General features: G+C 55.6%; 19 protein-coding genes. 16 read left to right on the plus strand and 3 right to left on the minus strand.

Annotation, left to right across the window (positions count from 1 at the left end):
• The first annotated feature begins 131 nt into the window (after nt 1-131).
• Nucleotides 132-1,232 (plus strand): PQQ-dependent sugar dehydrogenase, encoded by a 1,101-nt coding sequence (locus ASD8599_RS10575; protein ID WP_108828485.1) that lies wholly within the window; start codon nt 132-134, stop codon nt 1,230-1,232.
• On the opposite strand, the gene ASD8599_RS10580 is transcribed toward ASD8599_RS10575, so the two are convergent.
• The gene (locus ASD8599_RS10580) at nt 1,222-2,076 is read right to left on the minus strand and encodes a sulfotransferase (RefSeq protein WP_108828486.1); all 855 of its coding nucleotides are present in this window, start codon (nt 2,074-2,076) and stop codon (nt 1,222-1,224) included. The two genes, ASD8599_RS10575 and ASD8599_RS10580, sit on opposite strands and share 11 nt — an antisense overlap.
• 24 nt (nt 2,077-2,100) lie before the next feature.
• Complete coding sequence (locus tag ASD8599_RS10585) at nt 2,101-3,105, minus strand: GlxA family transcriptional regulator (protein WP_108828487.1); 1,005 nt, start codon at nt 3,103-3,105, stop codon at nt 2,101-2,103.
• A 219-nt stretch (nt 3,106-3,324) separates the two neighbouring features.
• Between ASD8599_RS10585 and ASD8599_RS10590 the strand changes: the two genes are divergently transcribed.
• Nucleotides 3,325-4,692, plus strand: coding sequence for a class II 3-deoxy-7-phosphoheptulonate synthase (locus ASD8599_RS10590; RefSeq protein ID WP_108828488.1), 1,368 nt, complete (start codon nt 3,325-3,327; stop codon nt 4,690-4,692).
• Nucleotides 4,693-4,769: 77 nt separating this feature from the next.
• Here the strand turns inward: ASD8599_RS10590 and ASD8599_RS10595 are convergent, their stop codons facing one another.
• Entirely contained in the window at nt 4,770-5,423 is a 654-nt protein-coding gene (locus ASD8599_RS10595; RefSeq protein ID WP_245926002.1) for a PAS domain-containing protein, read from the minus strand.
• Between the two features lie 272 nt (nt 5,424-5,695).
• On the opposite strand from ASD8599_RS10595, the gene ASD8599_RS10600 reads away from it, so the two are divergent.
• From ASD8599_RS10600 to ASD8599_RS10670, 14 genes are all read left to right on the plus strand, one after another.
• The gene (locus ASD8599_RS10600) at nt 5,696-6,586 is read left to right on the plus strand and encodes a YicC/YloC family endoribonuclease (protein WP_108828490.1); all 891 of its coding nucleotides are present in this window, start codon (nt 5,696-5,698) and stop codon (nt 6,584-6,586) included.
• A 6-nt stretch (nt 6,587-6,592) separates the two neighbouring features.
• Nucleotides 6,593-7,246 (plus strand): guanylate kinase, encoded by a 654-nt coding sequence (gmk, locus tag ASD8599_RS10605; protein ID WP_108828491.1) that lies wholly within the window; start codon nt 6,593-6,595, stop codon nt 7,244-7,246.
• Nucleotides 7,243-7,767, plus strand: a complete 525-nt coding sequence (locus ASD8599_RS10610) for a gamma carbonic anhydrase family protein (RefSeq protein WP_108828492.1) — start codon at nt 7,243-7,245, stop codon at nt 7,765-7,767. Before gmk ends, ASD8599_RS10610 begins: the two co-directional genes overlap by 4 nt.
• 3 nt (nt 7,768-7,770) lie before the next feature.
• Nucleotides 7,771-8,955 (plus strand): trans-sulfuration enzyme family protein, encoded by a 1,185-nt coding sequence (locus ASD8599_RS10615; RefSeq protein ID WP_108828493.1) that lies wholly within the window; start codon nt 7,771-7,773, stop codon nt 8,953-8,955.
• 5 nt (nt 8,956-8,960) lie between these two features.
• Nucleotides 8,961-9,998: a sensor histidine kinase gene (locus ASD8599_RS10620; protein ID WP_108828494.1), complete on the plus strand. Its 1,038-nt coding sequence runs from the start codon at nt 8,961-8,963 to the stop codon at nt 9,996-9,998.
• A 141-nt stretch (nt 9,999-10,139) separates the two neighbouring features.
• Nucleotides 10,140-11,180 (plus strand): substrate-binding domain-containing protein, encoded by a 1,041-nt coding sequence (locus tag ASD8599_RS10625; RefSeq protein ID WP_108828495.1) that lies wholly within the window; start codon nt 10,140-10,142, stop codon nt 11,178-11,180.
• Between the two features lie 79 nt (nt 11,181-11,259).
• Nucleotides 11,260-12,738, plus strand: a complete 1,479-nt coding sequence (gene pstC, locus ASD8599_RS10630) for a phosphate ABC transporter permease subunit PstC (RefSeq protein WP_108828497.1) — start codon at nt 11,260-11,262, stop codon at nt 12,736-12,738.
• Nucleotides 12,735-14,078 carry a phosphate ABC transporter permease PstA gene (gene pstA / locus ASD8599_RS10635; protein WP_108828498.1) on the plus strand — a complete coding sequence of 448 codons (1,344 nt, stop codon included), beginning with the start codon at nt 12,735-12,737 and terminating at the stop codon, nt 14,076-14,078. The genes pstC and pstA overlap by 4 nt, the downstream gene beginning before the upstream one ends.
• 11 nt (nt 14,079-14,089) lie before the next feature.
• Nucleotides 14,090-14,887 carry a phosphate ABC transporter ATP-binding protein PstB gene (pstB, locus tag ASD8599_RS10640; RefSeq protein WP_108828500.1) on the plus strand — a complete coding sequence of 266 codons (798 nt, stop codon included), beginning with the start codon at nt 14,090-14,092 and terminating at the stop codon, nt 14,885-14,887.
• Between the two features lie 11 nt (nt 14,888-14,898).
• On the plus strand, nt 14,899-15,600 hold the full coding sequence (phoU, locus tag ASD8599_RS10645) for a phosphate signaling complex protein PhoU (RefSeq protein WP_108828501.1): 702 nt from the start codon (nt 14,899-14,901) through the stop codon (nt 15,598-15,600).
• A 12-nt stretch (nt 15,601-15,612) separates the two neighbouring features.
• The gene (phoB, locus tag ASD8599_RS10650) at nt 15,613-16,302 is read left to right on the plus strand and encodes a phosphate regulon transcriptional regulator PhoB (RefSeq protein WP_108828503.1); all 690 of its coding nucleotides are present in this window, start codon (nt 15,613-15,615) and stop codon (nt 16,300-16,302) included.
• Between the two features lie 329 nt (nt 16,303-16,631).
• Complete coding sequence (locus tag ASD8599_RS10660; protein ID WP_108828506.1) at nt 16,632-18,329, plus strand: class I adenylate-forming enzyme family protein; 1,698 nt, start codon at nt 16,632-16,634, stop codon at nt 18,327-18,329.
• A complete protein-coding gene (locus ASD8599_RS10665) occupies nt 18,326-19,615 on the plus strand; it encodes a 3-hydroxyacyl-CoA dehydrogenase (RefSeq protein WP_108828508.1) in 1,290 nt (429 codons plus the stop codon). The genes ASD8599_RS10660 and ASD8599_RS10665 overlap by 4 nt, the downstream gene beginning before the upstream one ends.
• Nucleotides 19,612-20,391 carry an enoyl-CoA hydratase-related protein gene (locus tag ASD8599_RS10670; protein ID WP_108828509.1) on the plus strand — a complete coding sequence of 260 codons (780 nt, stop codon included), beginning with the start codon at nt 19,612-19,614 and terminating at the stop codon, nt 20,389-20,391. The genes ASD8599_RS10665 and ASD8599_RS10670 overlap by 4 nt, the downstream gene beginning before the upstream one ends.
• Nucleotides 20,392-20,397: the final 6 nt, after the last annotated feature.

The raw sequence follows: 20,397 nt of genomic DNA on the forward strand, positions 1-20,397 counted from the left end.
CGTTCTGGCAGGCAGATTACGGTGGTGTTTCCTAAAAGAAAAGTCCCATAAATTATCGTGATGCGGTCCATTGTCCTCTGGAATGCATCAAAACTATGCCTATGTCCTGATTTAGGTCTCAGGAGGTCAAAATGCGTCTGCTTCTACTTTCCACCCTAGCTGCGTTGGGAATCACATCGGCGGCACAGGCGCTGGACACGTCGTCCGGACAGCTGCAAGTCGCGCGGGTTGCTGACGGTTTCGATCAACCGTGGGGTATGGCGATCTTGCCGGGACCATCTGCGGGCATGTTGGTCACGGAACGCGGCGGCAAACTGGTGTTTGTGCGCGACGGGGTCCGCCAAACGGTGCGCGGTACGCCGAAAGTGAAAGCAAAAGGGCAGGGCGGGCTGCTTGATGTCACCCTACCGCGTGACTTCGCCCAAAGCCGCGATGTGTTTCTAACCTATTCCAAACCACAACGCGGCGGGTCAGGCACCGCATTAGCCGTTGGAAAACTAAGCGCCGATGGTGCGCGATTGTCAGGGTTACGCGATCTGTTCGTCAGCGCCCCGGGCGGATGGACCAGCCGCCATTTCGGCAGCCGCGTCGTCGAAGCCCGCGATGGCACTTTGTTTGTCACCATCGGCGACCGCGGGGACCGTCCCTCTGCCCAGGACCGTAGCAATCACAACGGATCCATCGTGCGCATCACACGCGAAGGAACAGTGCCAGCCGATAATCCCTTTGTTGGGTCAGACACGACACAGCCACATATCTGGTCTTTCGGCCACCGCAACCCGCAAGGGGCCGGACTGGATGCAAAGGGCCAGCTTTGGACATCGGAACATGGCCCCAAAGGCGGCGACGAGGTCAACGCCATACGCAAAGGTGCCAATTTCGGCTGGCCCGTGATCAACTACGGTGTGCATTATTCCGGCAAGAAGATCGGCGAAGGCACCGCTAAAGACGGCATGCAACAGCCCGCCTATTATTGGGACCCCTCCATCGCGCCTTCAGGTTTGCTTATCTACACAGGGGCCATGTTTCCCGAATGGAAAGGCGACATGTTTGTGGGCAGCCTCAAGTATGATCACATATCGCGTCTGGAGCTGTCCGGGCGACGTGCATCCGAGGTCGAGGTCCTGAAATCTGCGGAGACACACCGCGTGCGCGACATCCAACAGGGGGCTGATGGCTCAATCTATTTCATAAGTGCAGCCGACGGGGCGGTCTACCGGATCAGCCGCTAAGATAACGATCGCGGTCTTTTTGCCAAAGCGGCGGCAGATACCCCATGATTTGCTCGGCCCAGGCATAATCCGCCGCCCCTTTCAGGGTGGCCTCTTTGCGGAACCCGAACGACATCTGGTCATAGGTGCCACGATTTTGCGAGTATTCGAAATCTCCGACCAAATGCGGACGGGCACCTACGAAATGGCATAGATCGTCCAGCACCCTTTGTTGGGTCTGGGGATCAAAAAGTTCTTCAGTGTACATGCAATGCACATGCGACGGCGCAAAGGCCTGCAAAACCGTAGCATAAATTTCAGACAGCAGCTTTGTCATCGGACCATCCGCCGCTGAACTCAAGTAGTTGATCACAAACTGCAAATCAGCTTCGGGAAAGCGGCGCTTTTTAACGTGATGCACCACAGACCATGCGCGATCCGGCTTGTTGCGCAGCAACAAAACGATTTTGGCATTTGAAAACGTATCGTTCATACGTTTGAAGCCATCCACATCCAAACCAGCATACCCGGGGGAAATATCGAAATAGGGGGTGTCGCCGTGGGCCCGTTTTTCAAAGAACGCTCGGAAATCGGCGTCCGTACGCATCTCTGCACGTTCTTTGCGTTCCTGCCCCTGAACACCAAGATCCAAACCCTGCGCCGCGCGGCGGTCACGGATTAATTCATATTGGCGCTGAACGTTGGCCACCTGATTTTCATTGGCTTTGCCTGTCGCAATGTTGAACCAGTTTATTTCCTTGATGAATGGCACAAACACGCCCGGATGTTCGCGCAAAAAGCGAAACAACCACGTGGTGCCGCTGCGTGGCGGCCCGATGATAGCGACGTAATTTCCGTTCCCCATAAACGTGTACCGTAGTGAATTTTGTCAGATTGACAATCGCGCCGCGTGACTGCCTCTTTCGCGGTAAGGCGTTGTGTCGTAATGGGCACGGTAGCATTTTGAAAAATGTGACGGAGATGCGAACCCACAGGCCAACGCCACGTTGATGACGCTCATGTCGGTTTGCATCAGCAAGTTACGCGCCTTTTGCAGACGCAGTTCCATATAATATCGCTTGGGCGAGCGGTTGAGATAGCGCCGGAACAAGCGTTCGAGCTGGCGGGTAGACATATGCACATCTTTCGCCAGGATCGAGGGGCTGATCGGTTCTTCGATATTGGTCTCCATGATCTGGATGACCTGACTTAGCTTGGGATGGCGCACACCGATGCGCGTCGGAACAGACAGGCGCTGCGTGTCTTGGTCGGTGCGAATGGACGAATAGATCAGCTGATCCGCCACAGCATTGGCCAAATCCTCACCGTGATCATCCGCAATCAGCTTCAGCATCAGATCAATAGACGATGTACCACCAGCTGTGGTCAGACGATTGCCATCGACCACAAACACGGATTTTGTCAGCTCGACGTCTTCAAATTCTTCCGCGAAGCTGTCCTGATTTTCCCAGTGGATCGTGGCGCGTTTGCCGTCCAGCAAACCGGCTTTGGCCAATGAATAAGACGCGGTGCACAAGCCCCCGACCGTCAGGCCCTTGCGGGCTTCGCGGCGCAGCCAGTTCATCAAGCGTTTGGTCGTGGCAGCCTGCACATCAATGCCACCGCATAACATGATCGAATCATCACGTGTCATGTCTTCGAGATCGGCATCCAGCTTGAAGGCCGTACCCGCAGAGCAACTGACGACATCACCGCCTTCTCCGATCAAGCGCCATACATATATCTCACGGCCTGCCATACGGTTGGCGATGCGCAAACTTTCAATGGCTGTGGCAAAGCAAAGGAGCGAAAAATTTTCCATCAAAACGAAAACAAAGCGTCTCGTTCCTGTGCCACCGGCGGCATCTCGGATGGGTCTGCGCGGGTTTGACATCGCGGCTTTTCCTTATGGGCGTACAGAAAGGCGATTGGTTTCAGTAAACGCCTGTCCGTGAAAACTTCATGGCGGCCTCAAAAGCCGTCAAAAACCATGGTCACGCCACGCTGGCCCCGTCAAGATGCAAATATACTGGTGATTGCGCTAAACCTTTTGTATAGCTCATACTTCATCAGGGGCGACTGTAAGTGTATGCCCCAACAACGGAGAAAAACGATGAGCACTTGGACAAAATCGGATTGGCGCAAAAAACCGCGGATTCAGATGCCGGAGTATACAGACACGGCCGCTTTGAACGCGGTCGAGGCCCAATTGTCATCTTATCCATTGTTGGTGTTTGCAGGCGAAGCCCGGCGTCTAAAGCAACAGCTGGCTGCGGCGTCCCGTGGCGATGCGTTCTTGTTGCAAGGCGGTGATTGCGCCGAAGCCTTCAACCAGTTCAATTCCGACAGCATCCGCGACACGTTCAAAGTGATGTTGCAAATGGCGATGGTGCTGACATATGGCGCCAAAGTGCCGGTTATCAAAGTGGGTCGTATGGCGGGCCAATTTGCCAAACCGCGTTCCGCGCCCACGGAAACTGTCGATGGCGTGGAATTGCCAAGCTACCGCGGCGACATCATCAACGGTCTGGATTTCACACCCGAAGCCCGCATTCCGAACCCGGAAAACATGTTACGCGCCTACACGCAATCGGCCGCGACGCTGAACCTGTTGCGTGCATTTTCCACGGGTGGTTTTGCCGATATGAACCGCGTCCATTCCTGGACTTTGGGGTTTGCAGACGGGGGTGAGGCGGCGAAATACAGCGAAATCGCCAACCGTATCCAAGACACAATTGATTTCATGGCTGCAGCAGGGATCACGGCAAATACAACCCACGAGTTTTCTACCGTCGACTTTTACACGTCACACGAAAGTCTGCTTCTGGAATATGAAGAAGCTTTGACTAGAATTGATTCGACGTCTGGCAAGTGGTTGGCTGGGTCAGCCCACATGATCTGGATCGGGGATCGCACCCGTCAGCCTGATGGCGCCCATGTCGAGTTCGCCTCTGGCGTGCAAAATCCTATCGGTTTGAAGTGTGGTCCGACAACGACCGCCGAGGACCTGAAAGTGCTGATGCAAAAACTGAACCCTGAAAACGAAGAAGGCCGTTTGACCCTGATCGCGCGCTTTGGCGCAGGGGCGGTTGGTGATCATTTGCCACGTCTTATTCAAGCGGTGAAGGAAGAGGGCGCAAATGTGCTTTGGACCTGTGACGCGATGCACGGCAACACGATCAAATCGTCCACCGGATACAAAACGCGGCCTTTCGATTCAGTGCTGCGCGAAGTGCGCGAATTCTTTGGCGTGCACCAGTCCGAAGGCACCGTCCCGGGCGGCGTGCATTTCGAGATGACCGGGCAAGACGTCACAGAATGCACCGGTGGTGTACGTGCCGTCAGCGAAGAAGACCTGTCAGATCGCTACCACACAGCTTGCGACCCCCGCCTGAACGCCAGCCAATCGCTTGAGCTTGCGTTTCTCGTTGCGGAAGAGCTGTCTGCTTTGCGCACCGAACGTCAGGCCAAAGCGGGCTGATCTGACGTACAACAGCAGTGAAACGACAAAAGGCGCCGCAGCAATGCGACGCCTTTTTTTCATTCTGAAACAAGGCCTTAGTCGTCAGTTTTAATCAACCGCAGATAAGGCACTTCTTTAATGTCCTTCGGACGATCCATCGGCATTGATGTGTCTGCGCTGCCTTGGACCTTAGTCATGACCTCCAAAGGTTCTTCCAATGTAGGTTGCGGCAATGTGGCCGGTGCCACGATGGGGCGGATTTTTGCGCCAACCACATCAAAGCGACGCGGACTGCGCCCCACGTCCCCATGTGCCACAAAACAACCCAGAACGCGGCTGACATCGCCCAAATCGCTTTTAAGCGGAAGCAACAGCATGCGTGCGTCCATATGCGGTTTGCCGCTTCCGGATTCAGCAGACATACGCACTTCACACACCGCAGGGCGCTGGAACACTTCTTCAAGTGTATCACTGATCTGGCGGCGCCCTGTGGGGGTGATAAAGGAGGTCAGGGGCATGCCGCGCACTTCCATTCCCATCAGATCGCTGAGATGGCTGCCCGCGATACGCAACCGTGCCATGCCGGGTGCGATGCGTTCCAGAATGAAGGTATATTCCAGCGCGGATTCGATGCCACGTGGATCAATTTCGGACCGTTTGGGCATCATGCGCGTGCCGCGCAGAGCTTCCCAGTAGGACTCCACCTGGTTGAGTGCTGAAAATCCAATGTCAGTACGGTGATCGGTCATAGATAAAACATTCCGTTCGTGGTCATGGTCCATTTTCGGTCATCCAGTCTCTATATGCTACACGAAAACACGCGTCGCGGGAAAAAAAGGTTACAACTTTATTAATATCAAACAGAACTGGTCAAATCCGCTCATTTCTTAACAAATGGTTAATATCGTTCAAATTATGTTCCGGATCTTGCAGCCCGCATTGATCCACAATCGGGGGTCAGGGGTTGCCCCGCCACCTGCAATCGCCGTATTGCAAAGGCGCAACAACCAAGGGGGCGAGAATGCTCAAATCCATGACCGGTTTCGCCTCTGAGACGGGTGCCCACGATGCCTTTAGCTGGGCATGGGAACTGCGCAGCGTGAACGGCAAGGGTCTTGATCTGCGCTTGCGGGTTCCGGATTGGATCGAAGGGCTTGAAGCCGGGCTCAGGACCAAACTGAACGCACACGTCATACGCGGCAACGTCACGTTGTCATTGCGACTGAACCGTGCCGAAGGGGCAGGGGCGCTGGCAGTGAACCAAGCCCAGCTCAGCGCAATTCTGGTTGCCATGGCGGATATCGAAACCCAAGCCATGGACGCGGGCCTGTCGCTGGCACCGTCAACGGCATCAGATATCGCAGCGATGCGCGGCATTCTCGAACAGCGCGCCGCCGATCAAGACACACAAGCACTGGCCAAAGCCCTTTTGGCGCAAGCAGATACGCTTGTTGCCTCTTACGATGCCATGCGCACAAGCGAAGGTGCCGCTTTGGCTGACGTTTTGCACACGCAATTGACCGAAATCGAAGCACTCACAGCGCAGGCCGCCACCATCGCAGAGGCGCGTAAAGATGATGTTGCCGCAACGCTGAAACGAAACGTGGCCCGTGTTCTGGATGCAGCCGACTGCGTTGATCCGGACCGTTTGGCGCAAGAATTGGCATTGCTGGCGGTGAAGGCCGACATCACGGAAGAAATCGACCGTTTGGGGGCGCATGTTATAGCCGCCCGTGCGCTGCTGTCAGAAGGCGGCTCTGTGGGTCGAAAACTTGATTTCTTGATGCAAGAATTCAACCGCGAGGCAAACACTTTGTGTTCCAAGGCCCAAAACACCGATCTGACGCAAGTCGGCTTGGCGTTGAAAGCGTTGATCGATCAAATGCGCGAACAAGTGCAGAATGTGGAGTAAATTCTGATGTTAGCGACTGAAAAAAACCGTCTTGGTCTGCTTGTGATCCTCAGTTCTCCTTCCGGGGCGGGGAAAAGCACTTTGGCCAAACGTCTGATGGCGTGGGACGAGACGCTGCGGTTTTCTGTGTCCGCCACCACGCGGTCCCCGCGCCCCGGAGAGGTTGACGGAAAAGACTACTATTTTGTAGCGGAAGACGACTTTAAAAAATGGGTCACTGACGGCGAAATGCTGGAACATGCGCAGGTTTTTGGCAACTACTACGGCTCGCCAAAGCCACCGGTGGAAGCCGCAATTCAGGAAGGCCGCGATGTGTTGTTCGACATTGACTGGCAGGGCGCACAGCAGATCGGCAAATCGGCATTGCGCCACCATGTCTTGTCCATCTTTATTTTGCCGCCCTCAATTCCCGAATTGCGTCGTCGGTTGGAAACACGGGCGCAAGACGACGTTGATGTCATCACCAAGCGGATGGAAAAAAGCTGGGACGAGATCAGCCACTGGGATGGATACGATTATGTGTTGGTTAACGATGATCTGGACAAGACCGAAGATCGTTTGAAAACAATCATTGCCGCCGAACGCCTGAAAGCGGCCCAACAGCCGCATTTGCTGGATCACGTTCGTGCGCTGCAATCGCAATTCGAGGAGCTATCATGACCATCTATGCATTGGGCGATTTGACGCCACAAATTCACGCCGACACCTGGGTGGCCGCTGACGCCAACCTGATCGGGCAGGTCGTTCTGGATGAAGCGGCCTCTGTTTGGTTTTGCGCCACGATCCGCGCAGACCATGAGATCATCCATATCGGCAAAGGGTCCAACGTGCAGGAGAACACCGTTATGCATGTGGACAAAGGCTATCCTTTGACCATCGGTGAAGGCTGCACCATCGGTCACAAAGTCATGCTGCATGGCTGCACCATCGGCAACAATTCCCTGATCGGCATGGGGGCCACCATCCTGAATGGCGCAAAAATCGGCAACAATTGCCTGATAGGTGCAGGCGCTTTGATCACCGAAGGCAAAGAAATCCCCGATGGCTCATTGGTTATGGGGGCGCCGGGCAAGGTGGTGCGTCAGTTGGACGACGCTGCAATACAGATGCTGCAAGGGTCTGCGTTGCATTACCAAGACAACATGCGCCGCTTTCGCGACGACATGCGGGTGGTGGGGTAAGCTATGCGTAACGAAAAAGGCTCCCTGATCCGCCCCGTCCCGCTGCCCGACAGTGCCAGCCGCCCTGTTGTAACACCGCTTTCTACGTCTGTGGTCTATGCCTCGGACACGCCGGATATGCTGGATCAACAGTATGAAGGCGGTTTGCAAGGCTACACCTACAGCCGCGAAGGCCATCCCAACGCCGATGTTGTGGGCGGGTTGATCGACCGCATGGAAGGCGCACCCAATCCGGGTGTGGTGACTTCTAGCGGTATGGCCGCTGTGGCGGCGGTTTTGATGGGTATCACCCAAACAGGCGATCACGTTATTGGTGGAAACCAGCTTTATGGGCGGTCCTTGCGGCTGATGGCCGAAGACTTGCCACGCATGGGCGTCTCCACTTCCATGGTTGATCCGGGCGATGTAGATGCTGTGCGTGCAGCGATCCGCCCAACAACAAAGTTGATCCTTGTTGAAACGGTATCCAACCCGACGCTGCGTGTTGCAGACATCGAAGGATTGGCAACGCTGTGCCGTGAAAAGGGTGTGCTTTTGGTGGTGGACAACACGTTCACAACGCCGCGTGCATTCAAACCGTTTGATTGGGGCGCGGACATCGTGATCCATTCGATCACAAAGCTTCTGGCGGGCCACTCAGATGTGATGCTTGGCTATGTTGCAGCCCGCGACGAAGCCATCAACACGCGGCTGCGGATCTTTTCGGTGACCACAGGCATGACGCCAAGCCCATGGGACAGCTGGATGGCTGAACGCGGCATGTTGTCGTTTGATTTGCGCTTTGACCGTGCTCAAGCCACTGCCATGCGGCTTGCAGAGCATTTGGGAGGCTTGGAGGGGGTCAAACGCGTGATTTATCCGTCCCGCGACGACCACCCAGACCAAGCCCGTGCGCAGGCTTTGCTGAAGGGGCAGTTCTGCAATATGGTCAGCTTCGAGTTGGACGGCGGACGCGCAGAAGCCAACGCCTTTACGCGCGGCGCAGAGGGGTTGAATTTCGCGCCCACTTTGGGGGATGTCGGTACCACGATTTCGCATCCTGCATCCTCGTCCCACCGTGCTTTAACGCCTGAAAAGCGCACGGAACTTGGCATGTCCGAAGGATTCTTCCGCGTGTCGGTTGGCCTTGAAGACCCCGACACGCTGTGCGCGGTGTTCAGCCAAGCCATCGCCGCATGTAAGGTATAACAGAAATGGACCCGCATCTGCTGCAATCTGTGCTGGATACGGTGTCCCTGCCTGCGCTGGCCGTCGGCCCCGACGAAAAGATCGTGGCGGCCAACGCGGATGCCTTGTCTTTGCTGGGTCAAGGCATCGTCACACGCAACTATGTTACGATGCTGCGCCAGCCTATGCTGCTGGATAGCATCGAAAGTACATTGCGCGACACATCTCCCCGCGAAACACGCTATCTGGGCCACGACGGAGACCACGACACAACCTACCGCGTGACCTGCCGTGCCGCAGGCGATACCGGATGTGTGATCGTGTGTTTTGATGATGTCACAGCGCTGGAGCAGGCCAGCCAGATGCGACGCGATTTTGTGGCCAATGTCAGCCACGAATTGCGCACACCGCTGACGGCCTTGATGGGGTTTATCGAAACGCTGCAAGGTCCCGCGCGTGATGACACAACGGCCCAAACACGTTTTTTGGGAATCATGCAAAGCGAAGCGGCCCGGATGAACCGTTTGGTGGGGGATTTGCTGTCGCTCAGCCGCGTGGAAAGCGACCAGCGCGTGCGCCCCACAACCCAGATTTCCTTGTTGGATGTGCTGTCCAGCACCGTCCATGCGCTGCAACCTGTAGCGCAAAAGGCCAAAGTGACGCTGGTTTTTGATCCACCTGATCATATCCCGACGATGATCGCGGATGCGGATCAACTGCGTCAGGTCTTCACAAACCTAATTGAAAACGCGATCAAATACGGTGGCGAAGACAACACCGTTCAGGTTACGCTGGCCGCCGCAGACCGCGACCCGGCATTGCGCGCAGCAGGCGTTCGCGTCGATGTCACGGATCATGGGCCCGGTATCGATCCTGCACATTTGCCCCGCCTGACAGAACGGTTTTACCGCATAGACAACCACCGCAGTCGCGAGATGGGCGGCACAGGGTTGGGTCTGGCCATTGTCAAACACATCATCCACCGTCACCGCGGACGGATGCGCGTGACGTCCGAGTTGGGGCAGGGCGCCACATTTTCCGTGATTTTGCCGTTGGTTCCCTGATTTTTTATCACAAATTTCGCCATAGATCCGAAGCTGTCATAAAACTGTTACGCAACTGTCACAAAAGCATAGCGAAAGACGCCTAGATCAGCGCCATGGTCATCAAGGGGATGGCCATCACTTCGAGGTTCAGGAGACATCATGTCATTCGTGAAATGCACAACTTCCGCGCTGGCCATTGCCGCACTTTCCGCAACAGCAGCCGCCGCCCGCGATCAGGTCCAGGTGGCCGGATCATCAACCGTTCTGCCATATGCGTCCATCGTGGCCGAGGCCTTTGGCGAAAACTTTGACTTCCCGACACCCGTTGTCGAATCCGGCGGATCATCCGCAGGTCTCAAACGCTTTTGTGAAGGCGTCGGCGAAAACACAATCGACATCGCCAACGCATCCCGCCAGATCAAGTCAGGCGAAGTCGCTGTGTGCGCTGAAAACGGCGTCACCGACATCATGGAAGTCCGCATCGGCTATGACGGCATCGTGTTTGCTTCTGACATCGATGGCGCGTCCTTTGCCTTCACCCAAACCGATTGGTTCTTGGCCTTGTCCGACCAGATCCTGGTCGACGGCAAAATGGTTGCCAACCCCTACACCAACTGGAACCAGGTGAACGCGTCCTTCCCCGACCAGCCGATCCAAGCCTTTGTGCCCGGCACAAAACACGGCACACGCGAAGTGTTCGAGGACAAAGTGATCCTTGAAGGCTGCGAAGCAACAGGTGCGTTCGACGTGTTGAAAGCGGCCAATGGCGGTGACAAGAAAGCGGCGGAAAAAGCCTGTATCGCGCTGCGCACAGACGGCAAATCCGTGGATATTGACGGTGACTACACCGAAACACTGGCCCGCATCGAAAGCAACAAAGACGGCATCGGCGTTTTTGGTCTGGCCTTCTATGAAAACAACACAGACAAGCTGCAAGTGGCGACAATGGCCGACATCGTGCCATCAACAGAAAGCATCGCCACAGGCGAATATCCTGTGTCGCGCCCCTTGTTCTTCTACGTCAAAAAAGCCCACATCGGCGTCATTCCTGGCTTGAAAGAATTCGCAGAATTCTTTGTGGCAGATGAAGTTGCAGGCCCCGATGGTCCATTGGCCGAATACGGGTTGGTGTCTGATCCAGAGCTGGAAGCGACACAAACATCCGTAACGGACGAGGCGGTTCTGGGATCAGGTTCCTAAATCCAACGACAATAAAATGAAGGTCGCCCCGCATATCGGGGCGGCTTTTGCGCCACGTACCACACCTCGGAGCAGCCCCATGGGTATCACCGGTTTCACTATTTTCGCCGTCATTGCCTTGTCCATCTTGGGGTACATCGTGGCCCGTGTCCGCGCGCTTGCAGGGGCCGGAGGCGACAGACGCGGCTTGCACTCTTTGCCCACGTATTACGGCACCAACGCTGCGATGTTTACGGCCGTTCCAGCCCTTGGGGTTTTGGCAATCTGGCTTTTGGCACAACCGATGATGATCGAAAACCGCGTGTCCGCGATGATCCCTGCCAGCGTGATTGGCGAGGGGTCCAGCATTGGTCTGATCATGAGCGATGTGCGCCGTGTGGCTGACGGGTTGGATGTTGTGGTCGCACAGGGCGCACTTGGTGTGGATGAGGCGAAAAACCTGTCCGCTGACACCGATGTGCGTAAAACGCTGGCGGATGTTGGCGTGGCCCTCGGGTCGGATGTGAAACCCGAAGTGCTGGCAGCTGCCCAAACCTACCGCGCATCCGCGCAATCGGGCCGTCTTTGGATGACAGCCGTTGTGCTGGCCCTTGCCGCCATCGGGTTTGTCTTTTCCGTCGCCATGTCCAAACCGGATTTTCGTGCCCGCAACACGGTGGAACGCGGTGTGCTGGCGCTTTTGATGATCGCGGCATCGCTTGCGATCCTCACCACCATCGGCATCGTCTTTTCCATGCTTTTCGAAAGCATCAACTTCTTCAGATTACACCCGTGGACCGACTTCTTTTTTGGCGGGTCATGGGCGCCGAACTTTCGCGGGGACAGCGATTTGTCGATCCTGCCGCTGCTTTGGGGCACGCTTTATATTTCAATCATCGCATTGGCCGTCGCCGTGCCAATCGGCCTGTTTGCCGCGATTTATCTAAGCGAATACGCAGGGCCCAAAGTCCGCGCGATCGCCAAGCCATTGTTGGAAATCCTCGCGGGGATACCGACCATCGTCTACGGTCTGTTTGCTTTGCTGACTGTTGGGCCTGCCTTGGTCCGGATTTTCGGACGCGGCGATGAGGGGCTGTTAGGCGTCGAATGGATGTCGGGGGCCACGGCGGTGCTGACCGCAGGGCTTGTGATGGGCATCATGCTGATCCCGTTTGTGTCCTCGCTGTCGGACGACATTATCAACGCGGTGCCGCAATCCATGCGCGACGGATCGCTGGGCCTTGGGGCGACCCCCTCAGAAACCATCCGTCAGGTCGTTTTGCCAGCGGCCTTACCCGGCATTGTGGGTGCCGTTTTGCTGGCCGCCAGCCGTGCCATCGGTGAAACCATGATCGTGGTGCTGGGGGCAGGGGCCATCGCCAAGTTTTCCGCCAACCCGCTGGAAGCCATGACCACCATCACCACCCGCATCGTCAGCCAGTTGACCGGGGATACGGATTTCGCCAGCCCCGAAACGCTGGTCGCCTTTGCCCTTGGTCTGACGCTGTTTGTTCTGACCTTGGGCTTGAATGTCATCGCACTGTACATCGTGCGCACATATCGGGAGCAGTACGATTGACCGACGCAACCCAACCCATTGACCCGCGCAAGACGTCATTGCTGACGCTGGACGGGCGCACCAAAAAACGCAACGCCGCCGAGGCACGGTTCAAATCCTATGGCATCGGGGCCATCTGCATCGGATTGCTGATGCTTTTGATCCTTGTCTTCAACATCGTGTCGCGTGGCACAGGGGCTTATCAGCAGACGTATGTGACACTCGAAGTCGAACTGTTGGCTGCCAAACTTGATAAAAAAGGCAACCGCGATCTGGTTGATATCAAGAAGGTGTCAACCTTTGGCTACGCGCCTTTGTTGAAAACCGCGTTCGAGACAAAGGTGTCCAACGCAGGGTTTGAAACCGATCTAAAGTCAAAGGCCATGGCGGGCATTCTGTCTAAAAGTGCTGCGGCGGATCTGCGCGATTTTGTTATCGCCAACCCCGATATGATCGGCAACACGGTCGAGTTTGAATTTTTGGCGTCTTCCCGTGTGGATGGCTATCTGAAGGGCCGTGTGACGCGCGACAGCATTGCCAATGACAAGAACATCTCGCCGGCACAGCTGGATTTCGTCGATCAACTGATTGCGGATGGCAGTCTGGAAAAGCGCTTTAACCTCGATTTCATCACAGGCGCCGATGCCTCTGATGCGCGGCCCGAAGCCGCGGGCATGGGTGTGTCGATGATCGGGTCATTGTTCATGATGATGGTGGTTCTGGTGCTGGCGCTGCCCATCGGGGTCGCAGCATCAATCTATCTGGAAGAATTCGCGCCCAAGAACTGGATCACCGATATCATCGAGGTGAACATTTCGAACCTTGCAGCGGTGCCATCAATTGTCTTTGGTATTCTGGGCCTCGCGGTCTTCATCAACTACATGCACTTGCCAAACTCTGCGCCGCTTGTGGGTGGCCTTGTGCTGACGCTGATGACGCTGCCCACGATCATCATCTCGACGCGCGCCTCGCTGAAATCCGTACCACCCAGCATCCGTGACGCCGCGCTTGGGGTCGGGGCTAGCAAAATGCAGTCGGTGTTTCATCACGTCCTGCCCTTGGCGGCCCCGGGCATCCTGACAGGCACGATCATCGGACTGGCGCAGGCCTTGGGTGAGACTGCACCGCTGTTGTTGATCGGGATGGTGGGCTTCATCGCGTCCAACCCACCCGACAGCATCGCGGCGGGGTTGATGTCGCCAAATTCGGCCATGCCTGCGCAAATCTACGAATGGGCGAAACGTGCTGATCCGGCCTTTTATGAACGCGCATGGGGGGGCATCATCATCTTGTTGGTCTTTCTTGTGACCATGAACACCATCGCCGTAATTTTGCGGCGCCGTTTTGAACGCCGCTGGTAGGGGTCGAAGACATGAACGATATGAGACTGACGGAGAGAACCGTGGACACCAATGATGTGAAAATCACCGCCAAAGATGTGCAGGTGTATTACGGCGACAATCACGCCATCAAAGACGTGAATGTCGAGATCCAAGACAAAACCGTCACGGCATTTATCGGGCCTTCAGGGTGCGGAAAGTCAACTTTTTTGCGTTGTATCAATAGGATGAACGACACAATTGATGTGTGCCGTGTCCAAGGTGACATTCTGATCGACAACGAAGACATCTACGACAAACGCGTCGACCCAGTACAACTGCGGGCCAAAGTGGGCATGGTGTTTCAAAAGCCGAACCCGTTTCCAAAGTCGATCTTTGACAATGTCGCTTACGGGCCGCGCATCCACGGGCTTGCGCAAAACAAGGCCGATCTGGACGAAATTGTCGAACGGTCGCTGCGCAGTGCCGCAATCTGGAACGAGGTCAAAGACCGCCTTGATGCGCCCGGCACAGGGCTATCGGGTGGCCAGCAACAACGGTTGTGCATTGCACGGGCGGTTGCCACGGCGCCAGAGGTTCTTTTGATGGATGAACCCTGTTCAGCGCTGGACCCGATTGCCACGGCGCAGGTCGAAGAACTGATCGATGAACTGCGCCAGAACTATTCCGTGGTGATCGTCACCCACTCGATGCAGCAAGCCGCCCGCGTCAGCCAAAAAACCGCGTTCTTCCATTTGGGCAACCTTGTGGAATACGGCGAGACGGGCCAAATTTTTACCAATCCAACAGATCCACGCACTGAAAGCTATATCACGGGCCGGATCGGGTAGGGGACATAGACATGAACGACCAACACATCGCATCCGCCTTCGACCGCGATCTTGAAGCGATCCAGGCGCAAATCATGAAAATGGGCGGGCTGGTTGAAGCTGCCATTCTGGAAGCCGCGTCCTCGCTTGAGGCCCGCGACGAAGAACGTGCAGAAAAGGTCCGCGCCGCTGACAAACAGATCGACGCACTGGAAGAGTTAATCAACGAAGAAGCCGCCCGTGTGATTGCCCTGCGTGCGCCCACAGCCATTGACCTGCGCCTGATCCTGAGTGTCATGAAGATTAGCGGCAACCTCGAACGTATTGGCGACTATGCAAAAAACATGGCCAAACGCACGGGTGTTCTGGCACAAATGGCGCCAGTCAACGACAGTGCCGGTGCGCTGCGACGTATGGCCAAAGAAGTCGGTAAGATGCTGACGGACGCGTTGGATGCCTATATCAACCGTGACGCGGAACTGGCACTGGATGTCATCGCACGCGACGCTGAAGTGGATCAGATGTACAATGCGCTGTTTCGTGAATTCCTGACCTTCATGATGGAAGACCCGCGCAACATCACGGCCTGCATGCATTTGCATTTTATCGGTAAAAACACCGAACGCATGGGTGATCACGTGACATCGATTGCTGAACAAGTCGTTTACCTGGTCACGGGGATGCACCCAGATGAAGCCCGTGCCAAGGCTGACACGACTTCTATGAAACTGTAAGGAATAGTCACCATGTCCGCAGTCCAGCCGCGTGTTTTGGTCGTCGAGGATGAACCCGCACAACGTGAGGTTCTGGCTTACAATCTTGAAGCCGAAGGTTTTGCCGTCAGCCGCGCCGAGAATGGCGAAGAGGCATTGCTTTTTGTGCAGGAAGACGCGCCGGACGTGATCGTTCTGGACTGGATGATGCCACAGCTAAGCGGAATCGAAGTCTGCCGGCGTTTGAAAATCAAACCCGAGACCCGAGGCATTCCTGTCATCATGCTGTCTGCGCGTTCCGAGGAAGTGGACCGTGTACGGGGTCTTGAAACCGGCGCAGACGATTATGTGATCAAACCGTACTCTGTGATCGAGCTGATGGCCCGTGTGCGTGCCCAACTGCGCCGCGTGCGGCCAGCGGCATCCGGTCAACTGTTGGAATTCGACGACATCGTGCTGAATGGTGAAAGCCACAAAGTTACGCGCGGATCTGCAGATGTGAAACTCGGGCCAACTGAGTTTCGGCTCCTCAGTACATTTATGGAAAAGCCCGGACGTGTCTGGTCGCGCGAACAACTTCTGGACCGTGTCTGGGGCCGCGACATCTACGTGGACACACGCACCGTCGACGTGCACATCGGGCGCTTGCGCAAAGCGCTGACCCAGTTTGGGGGTTCAGATCCGGTAAGGACGGTTCGGGGTGCGGGATACAGCCTTGGGTAAGGGTGTTCGAGTGTATTGTTCAGCGAATATTATTTAACATAATTCACATTATAAGAAGCACGCATACTGTCAGATACGCGACGTAGATACGCCACCTGCCGGTGTTCGGACCGCGATGAGCCCATGCCATCTATCGCGCAAAATCGGTTTGCCAAGCACTAAATGTAAAATGACGTTCCGTCCCTCGGGATTGTCGCATCAATTTTTCCAGCTTAGCATCATGCTTGTGCAAGGCTTTGGGCTTCGGATCCGAACCTTGCCAAATCTGGGAGGATTTGAATGCGTTTGCTTCTTGTTTGCGCCGCGCGTCTTTTGACTGGACGCAGCTTATGACTGTCATGACAGATACCGAAGCCATGGCGCACGTCATGCAGACGAACCCCGCGTTCGCTGTGACTGACGCCAACATCCGCGGCGTTGATTTTCGTGTGTTCGAAAATGTGCCCCCCCATGTCGCCGCATTGCTGCATGCCAGCTACGAAGCCCAAGGCAATGGCGCTGCTGAGTACCTGATTTTTGAAAACGAACGCTGGACGTTTGATGAATTTTTGTCTGACGTAAACCGCATGGCACATGTCCTGCGTGACACCTTCGGTGTGACCAAAGGCGCCCCGGTTGGCATCGCGATGCGCAACTGCCCGGAATTGATGATTATGGTTATGGCCTGTGCATCAATCGGCGCGGTCACGGTTTTTGTGAATGCATGGTGGACCACAGAAGAGCTGGAGTATGCGCTAAAAGACAGCGGCGCACGCCTTGTCTTTGCAGACGGCGATCGCGTCGCCAGAATGCAGCCTCTGGTGGACGATCTTGGTTTGGCTATTGTCGGCGTACGTGACGGTGAAACAACGGCGCACCATAGCTTTACAGCGCTTAAGACCAACGCACAGTCTGATCAGCGCCCGGACGCCGATATCGACACAGACGATGATTTTGCAATTATGTATTCCTCTGGCACGACGGGCCGCCCCAAAGGGGTTGTGCAAACCCATCGCGGTGCGGTCAACGCTGTGTTTTCTTGGCTGATTACGGCCGTAATGGCCCCCTTGATGGACCCCGACCACGATCCAGATGCGCCGCCTGTGCGCCCTTCTGTTCTTATCGTGACACCCTTGTTTCATGTCACTGCCACGCACCCGATGTTTTTGTTAAGCCTGCCCGCCGGTGCCAAGGTCGCTGTGATGCCCAAGTGGGATGCACGCAAGGCTGTGGAAATCATCCGCGATGAAAAGATCACGCGGTTCCTGGGTGTGCCGACACAATCTGCCGATCTGATGGTGGCCATGCGCGAGATGGGCGAAACGCTTCCAACGCTGGATTATATTGGCGCAGGCGGTGCAAAACGGCCTCCGGCCCAAGTGGGTGAGCTTTCGGAAATGTTGCCCAACGCAGCTGTTGCAACCGGCTGGGGTATGACCGAAACCAACGCCCTTGGGATCGGCATGCTTGGGGACGAATACAATGCCCGCCCCGACGCCTGTGGAAAACCGCACGGACCTTTGCAAGATGTGCGTTTTCTGGACGACAACGGTAACGATGTACCCCATGGCGAGATTGGCGAACTTACTGTAAAAAGCCCTGCTAACATGCGGTGTTACTTGAACAAACCCGACGCGACGGCCGAGGTTTTGGAAGATGGCTGGTTGAAAACCGGCGATTTGGGACGCATCGATGATGAAGGGTATGTTTCAATCGTTGATCGCAAGAAAAACATTATTATTCGTGGCGGTGAAAACATCGCATGTCTGGATGTAGAAGCCGCCTTGCACCGGCATCCCGCAGTGGCCGAGGCTTGCGCGTTTTCTGTGCCGCATGACCGGCTTGGCGAAGTTGTTGGTGCAGGTATTCAGCTTAAATCTGGCACATCAGCGCAGGCGGAAGACATTCAGGCGTTTCTTGCTGATCACATCGCAAAATTCAAAATTCCGGAACACATCTGGTTCCAAACAACGCCCCTGCCCCGTGGTGCCACCGATAAAACGGACCGCCGCGCATTGCAGGCTCAATGCTTGAAGGATCACACATGAACATGACCACCGAAGACATCGGCGCCTATATCGCTGCCGCTGGTGCCAAAGCTTGGGACGTTGAGGGGCTGGACCCTGCAACACCTCAGCGCGATATCAAAACTGTTGGCATTATTGGTGCCGGCACCATGGGCGGCGGCATTGCAATGAACTTTGCAACCGCTGGCTTTGATGTGAAAATTGTTGAACAAAAACAAGATGCTTTGGATCGTGGCTTGGCCGTGGTGCGCGGCAACTATCAACGGTCCTGCGACAAAGGCCGCTTTCCGCAGGATGAGGTCGAGGCCCGCATGGGCCGCTTTCACGGTTGCCTTGCAATCGCGGACCTTGCCGATTGCGATCTGGTGATCGAGGCTGTGTTTGAAAACATGGACCTGAAAAAGACCATTTTCACAGAGCTGGGCCAAGTGATGAAGCCCGGTGCGATTTTGGCGACAAACACCTCTGCTTTGAACATCGATGAAATCGCCAGTGTTACGGGCCGCCCACAGGACGTGATCGGACTACATTTCTTTTCCCCTGCCAACGTCATGAAATTGTTGGAAATTGTCCGCGCCAAGGACACGAGCGACGATGTTGTTGCAACATCTATGGCGCTGGCCAAAACCATCAACAAGATTGCAACGCTGGTGGGTGTTTGCCCCGGCTTCGTGGGCAACCGCATCCTCTTTGCCCGTCAAATCCAAGCCAACAAACTGGTCTACAAAGGCGTGCTGCCATGGGACGTGGACGCCGCCCTGAACGCCTTTGGGTTCAAAATGGGGCCGTTCCAGATGTCCGACCTTGCTGGCCTGGATATTGGTTGGTCCAAAGGGGCCACCACTGACAATCCGATCCGGGACCGATTATGCGAATTGGATCGGCGCGGGCAAAAAACCAAGGCGGGGTTCTATGATTACGACGAAAACCGCCGACCAATCCCGTCCGATGTCACAACGGGCATCATCAACGACATCACAGGTGCAGACCCCACTCAAATGTCCAGCGATGACATCCTGAAAGCCTGCATTCATCCCATGATCAACGAAGCCGTGAAAATCCTTGAAGAAAACAAGGCGCAACGCCCGTCGGATATCGATGTCGTCTGGTTGAACGGCTATGGTTGGCCGCCCGACACCGGCGGTCCGATGCTGTATGGCGACATGGTTGGCGCCGCAGCAGTATTGGAAACGATGGAACGGTTGGGCGCGGATGATCCCGCCTTTGCACCAGCACAAACACTTAAAGAACTGGCCGCAAATGACGGAAAATTCACAGAAATAAATACAGGAGGTCTAAAAACATGAGCTACGAGTTTATCACGACCGAAAAACGCGGGCACATCCTGCTGGTGACCATGAATCGGCCTGACGTGTATAATGCCGTGCATGTGGACATGCACATCGAAATGTCGCGGTGCTGGGATGAGTTTGCCGCCGATCAGGACCTTTGGGTTGCTGTTCTGACAGGGGCTGGTGACAAAGCATTTTCCGCAGGCAATGACCTGAAAGCGACGGCTATGGGCGGCAACAAGAAACCCATGCCGGACACGGGCTTTGCCGGATTATCATCGCGCTTTGATCTGGAAAAACCGATCATCGCGGCCGTCAATGGCTTTGCCATGGGGGGTGGTTTTGAAACGGCGCTGTCATGCGATATTCTGATCGCCTCCGAGAACGCGAAATTCGCCTTGCCCGAGGTTAAAGTGGGCTTTTTTGCCGCCGCCTCCGGCGTACAACGCTTGTCGCGTTACATCGGACGCCTCGCAGCGCAGGAAATGATGTTCACAGGCCGCACGATCATGGCGGACGAGGCACTGAAAATGGGCTGCATCAACGAGGTGGTACCGCACGCCGACCTGATGGACCGTGCCATGGCCAAAGCCGAGGAACTGTGTACGGTATCCCCTTCTGCCGTCAAAGCCACAAAACGGGTGTTGAACGCCATGATGGAGGGCGACGGCATGGCCGCCAGCATCGCCCATTCACGTGAGGTGATCGCGGATCTCTCGAAAACAGATGACTTTAAAGAGGGCGTGCAAGCCTTTGTTGAAAAACGAAAACCCAATTGGGTAAACAAGTAAGAAAGC

The sequence above is a fragment of the Ascidiaceihabitans donghaensis genome (genome assembly GCF_900302465.1).
Taxonomy (GTDB): Bacteria; Pseudomonadota; Alphaproteobacteria; order Rhodobacterales; family Rhodobacteraceae; genus Ascidiaceihabitans; species Ascidiaceihabitans donghaensis.

Excerpts from the sequence above, each read along its gene's own strand:
- ASD8599_RS10670 (WP_108828509.1), top strand. The coding sequence starts at position 19,612 with ATGAGCTACGAGTTTATCACGACCGAAAAACGCGGGCACATCCTGCTG.
- ASD8599_RS10660 (WP_108828506.1), top strand. The coding sequence starts at position 16,632 with ATGACTGTCATGACAGATACCGAAGCCATGGCGCACGTCATGCAGACG.
- ASD8599_RS10580 (WP_108828486.1), bottom strand. The coding sequence starts at position 2,076 with ATGGGGAACGGAAATTACGTCGCTATCATCGGGCCGCCACGCAGCGGC.
- ASD8599_RS10590 (WP_108828488.1), top strand. The coding sequence starts at position 3,325 with ATGAGCACTTGGACAAAATCGGATTGGCGCAAAAAACCGCGGATTCAG.
- ASD8599_RS10595 (WP_245926002.1), bottom strand. The coding sequence starts at position 5,423 with ATGACCGATCACCGTACTGACATTGGATTTTCAGCACTCAACCAGGTG.
- pstB (WP_108828500.1), top strand. The coding sequence starts at position 14,090 with ATGAACGATATGAGACTGACGGAGAGAACCGTGGACACCAATGATGTG.
- phoB (WP_108828503.1), top strand. The coding sequence starts at position 15,613 with ATGTCCGCAGTCCAGCCGCGTGTTTTGGTCGTCGAGGATGAACCCGCA.
- ASD8599_RS10665 (WP_108828508.1), top strand. The coding sequence starts at position 18,326 with ATGAACATGACCACCGAAGACATCGGCGCCTATATCGCTGCCGCTGGT.
- gmk (WP_108828491.1), top strand. The coding sequence starts at position 6,593 with ATGTTAGCGACTGAAAAAAACCGTCTTGGTCTGCTTGTGATCCTCAGT.
- ASD8599_RS10585 (WP_108828487.1), bottom strand. The coding sequence starts at position 3,105 with ATGTCAAACCCGCGCAGACCCATCCGAGATGCCGCCGGTGGCACAGGA.
- ASD8599_RS10620 (WP_108828494.1), top strand. The coding sequence starts at position 8,961 with ATGGACCCGCATCTGCTGCAATCTGTGCTGGATACGGTGTCCCTGCCT.
- ASD8599_RS10615 (WP_108828493.1), top strand. The coding sequence starts at position 7,771 with ATGCGTAACGAAAAAGGCTCCCTGATCCGCCCCGTCCCGCTGCCCGAC.
- ASD8599_RS10610 (WP_108828492.1), top strand. The coding sequence starts at position 7,243 with ATGACCATCTATGCATTGGGCGATTTGACGCCACAAATTCACGCCGAC.
- ASD8599_RS10575 (WP_108828485.1), top strand. The coding sequence starts at position 132 with ATGCGTCTGCTTCTACTTTCCACCCTAGCTGCGTTGGGAATCACATCG.
- phoU (WP_108828501.1), top strand. The coding sequence starts at position 14,899 with ATGAACGACCAACACATCGCATCCGCCTTCGACCGCGATCTTGAAGCG.
- pstC (WP_108828497.1), top strand. The coding sequence starts at position 11,260 with ATGGGTATCACCGGTTTCACTATTTTCGCCGTCATTGCCTTGTCCATC.
- ASD8599_RS10600 (WP_108828490.1), top strand. The coding sequence starts at position 5,696 with ATGCTCAAATCCATGACCGGTTTCGCCTCTGAGACGGGTGCCCACGAT.
- ASD8599_RS10625 (WP_108828495.1), top strand. The coding sequence starts at position 10,140 with ATGTCATTCGTGAAATGCACAACTTCCGCGCTGGCCATTGCCGCACTT.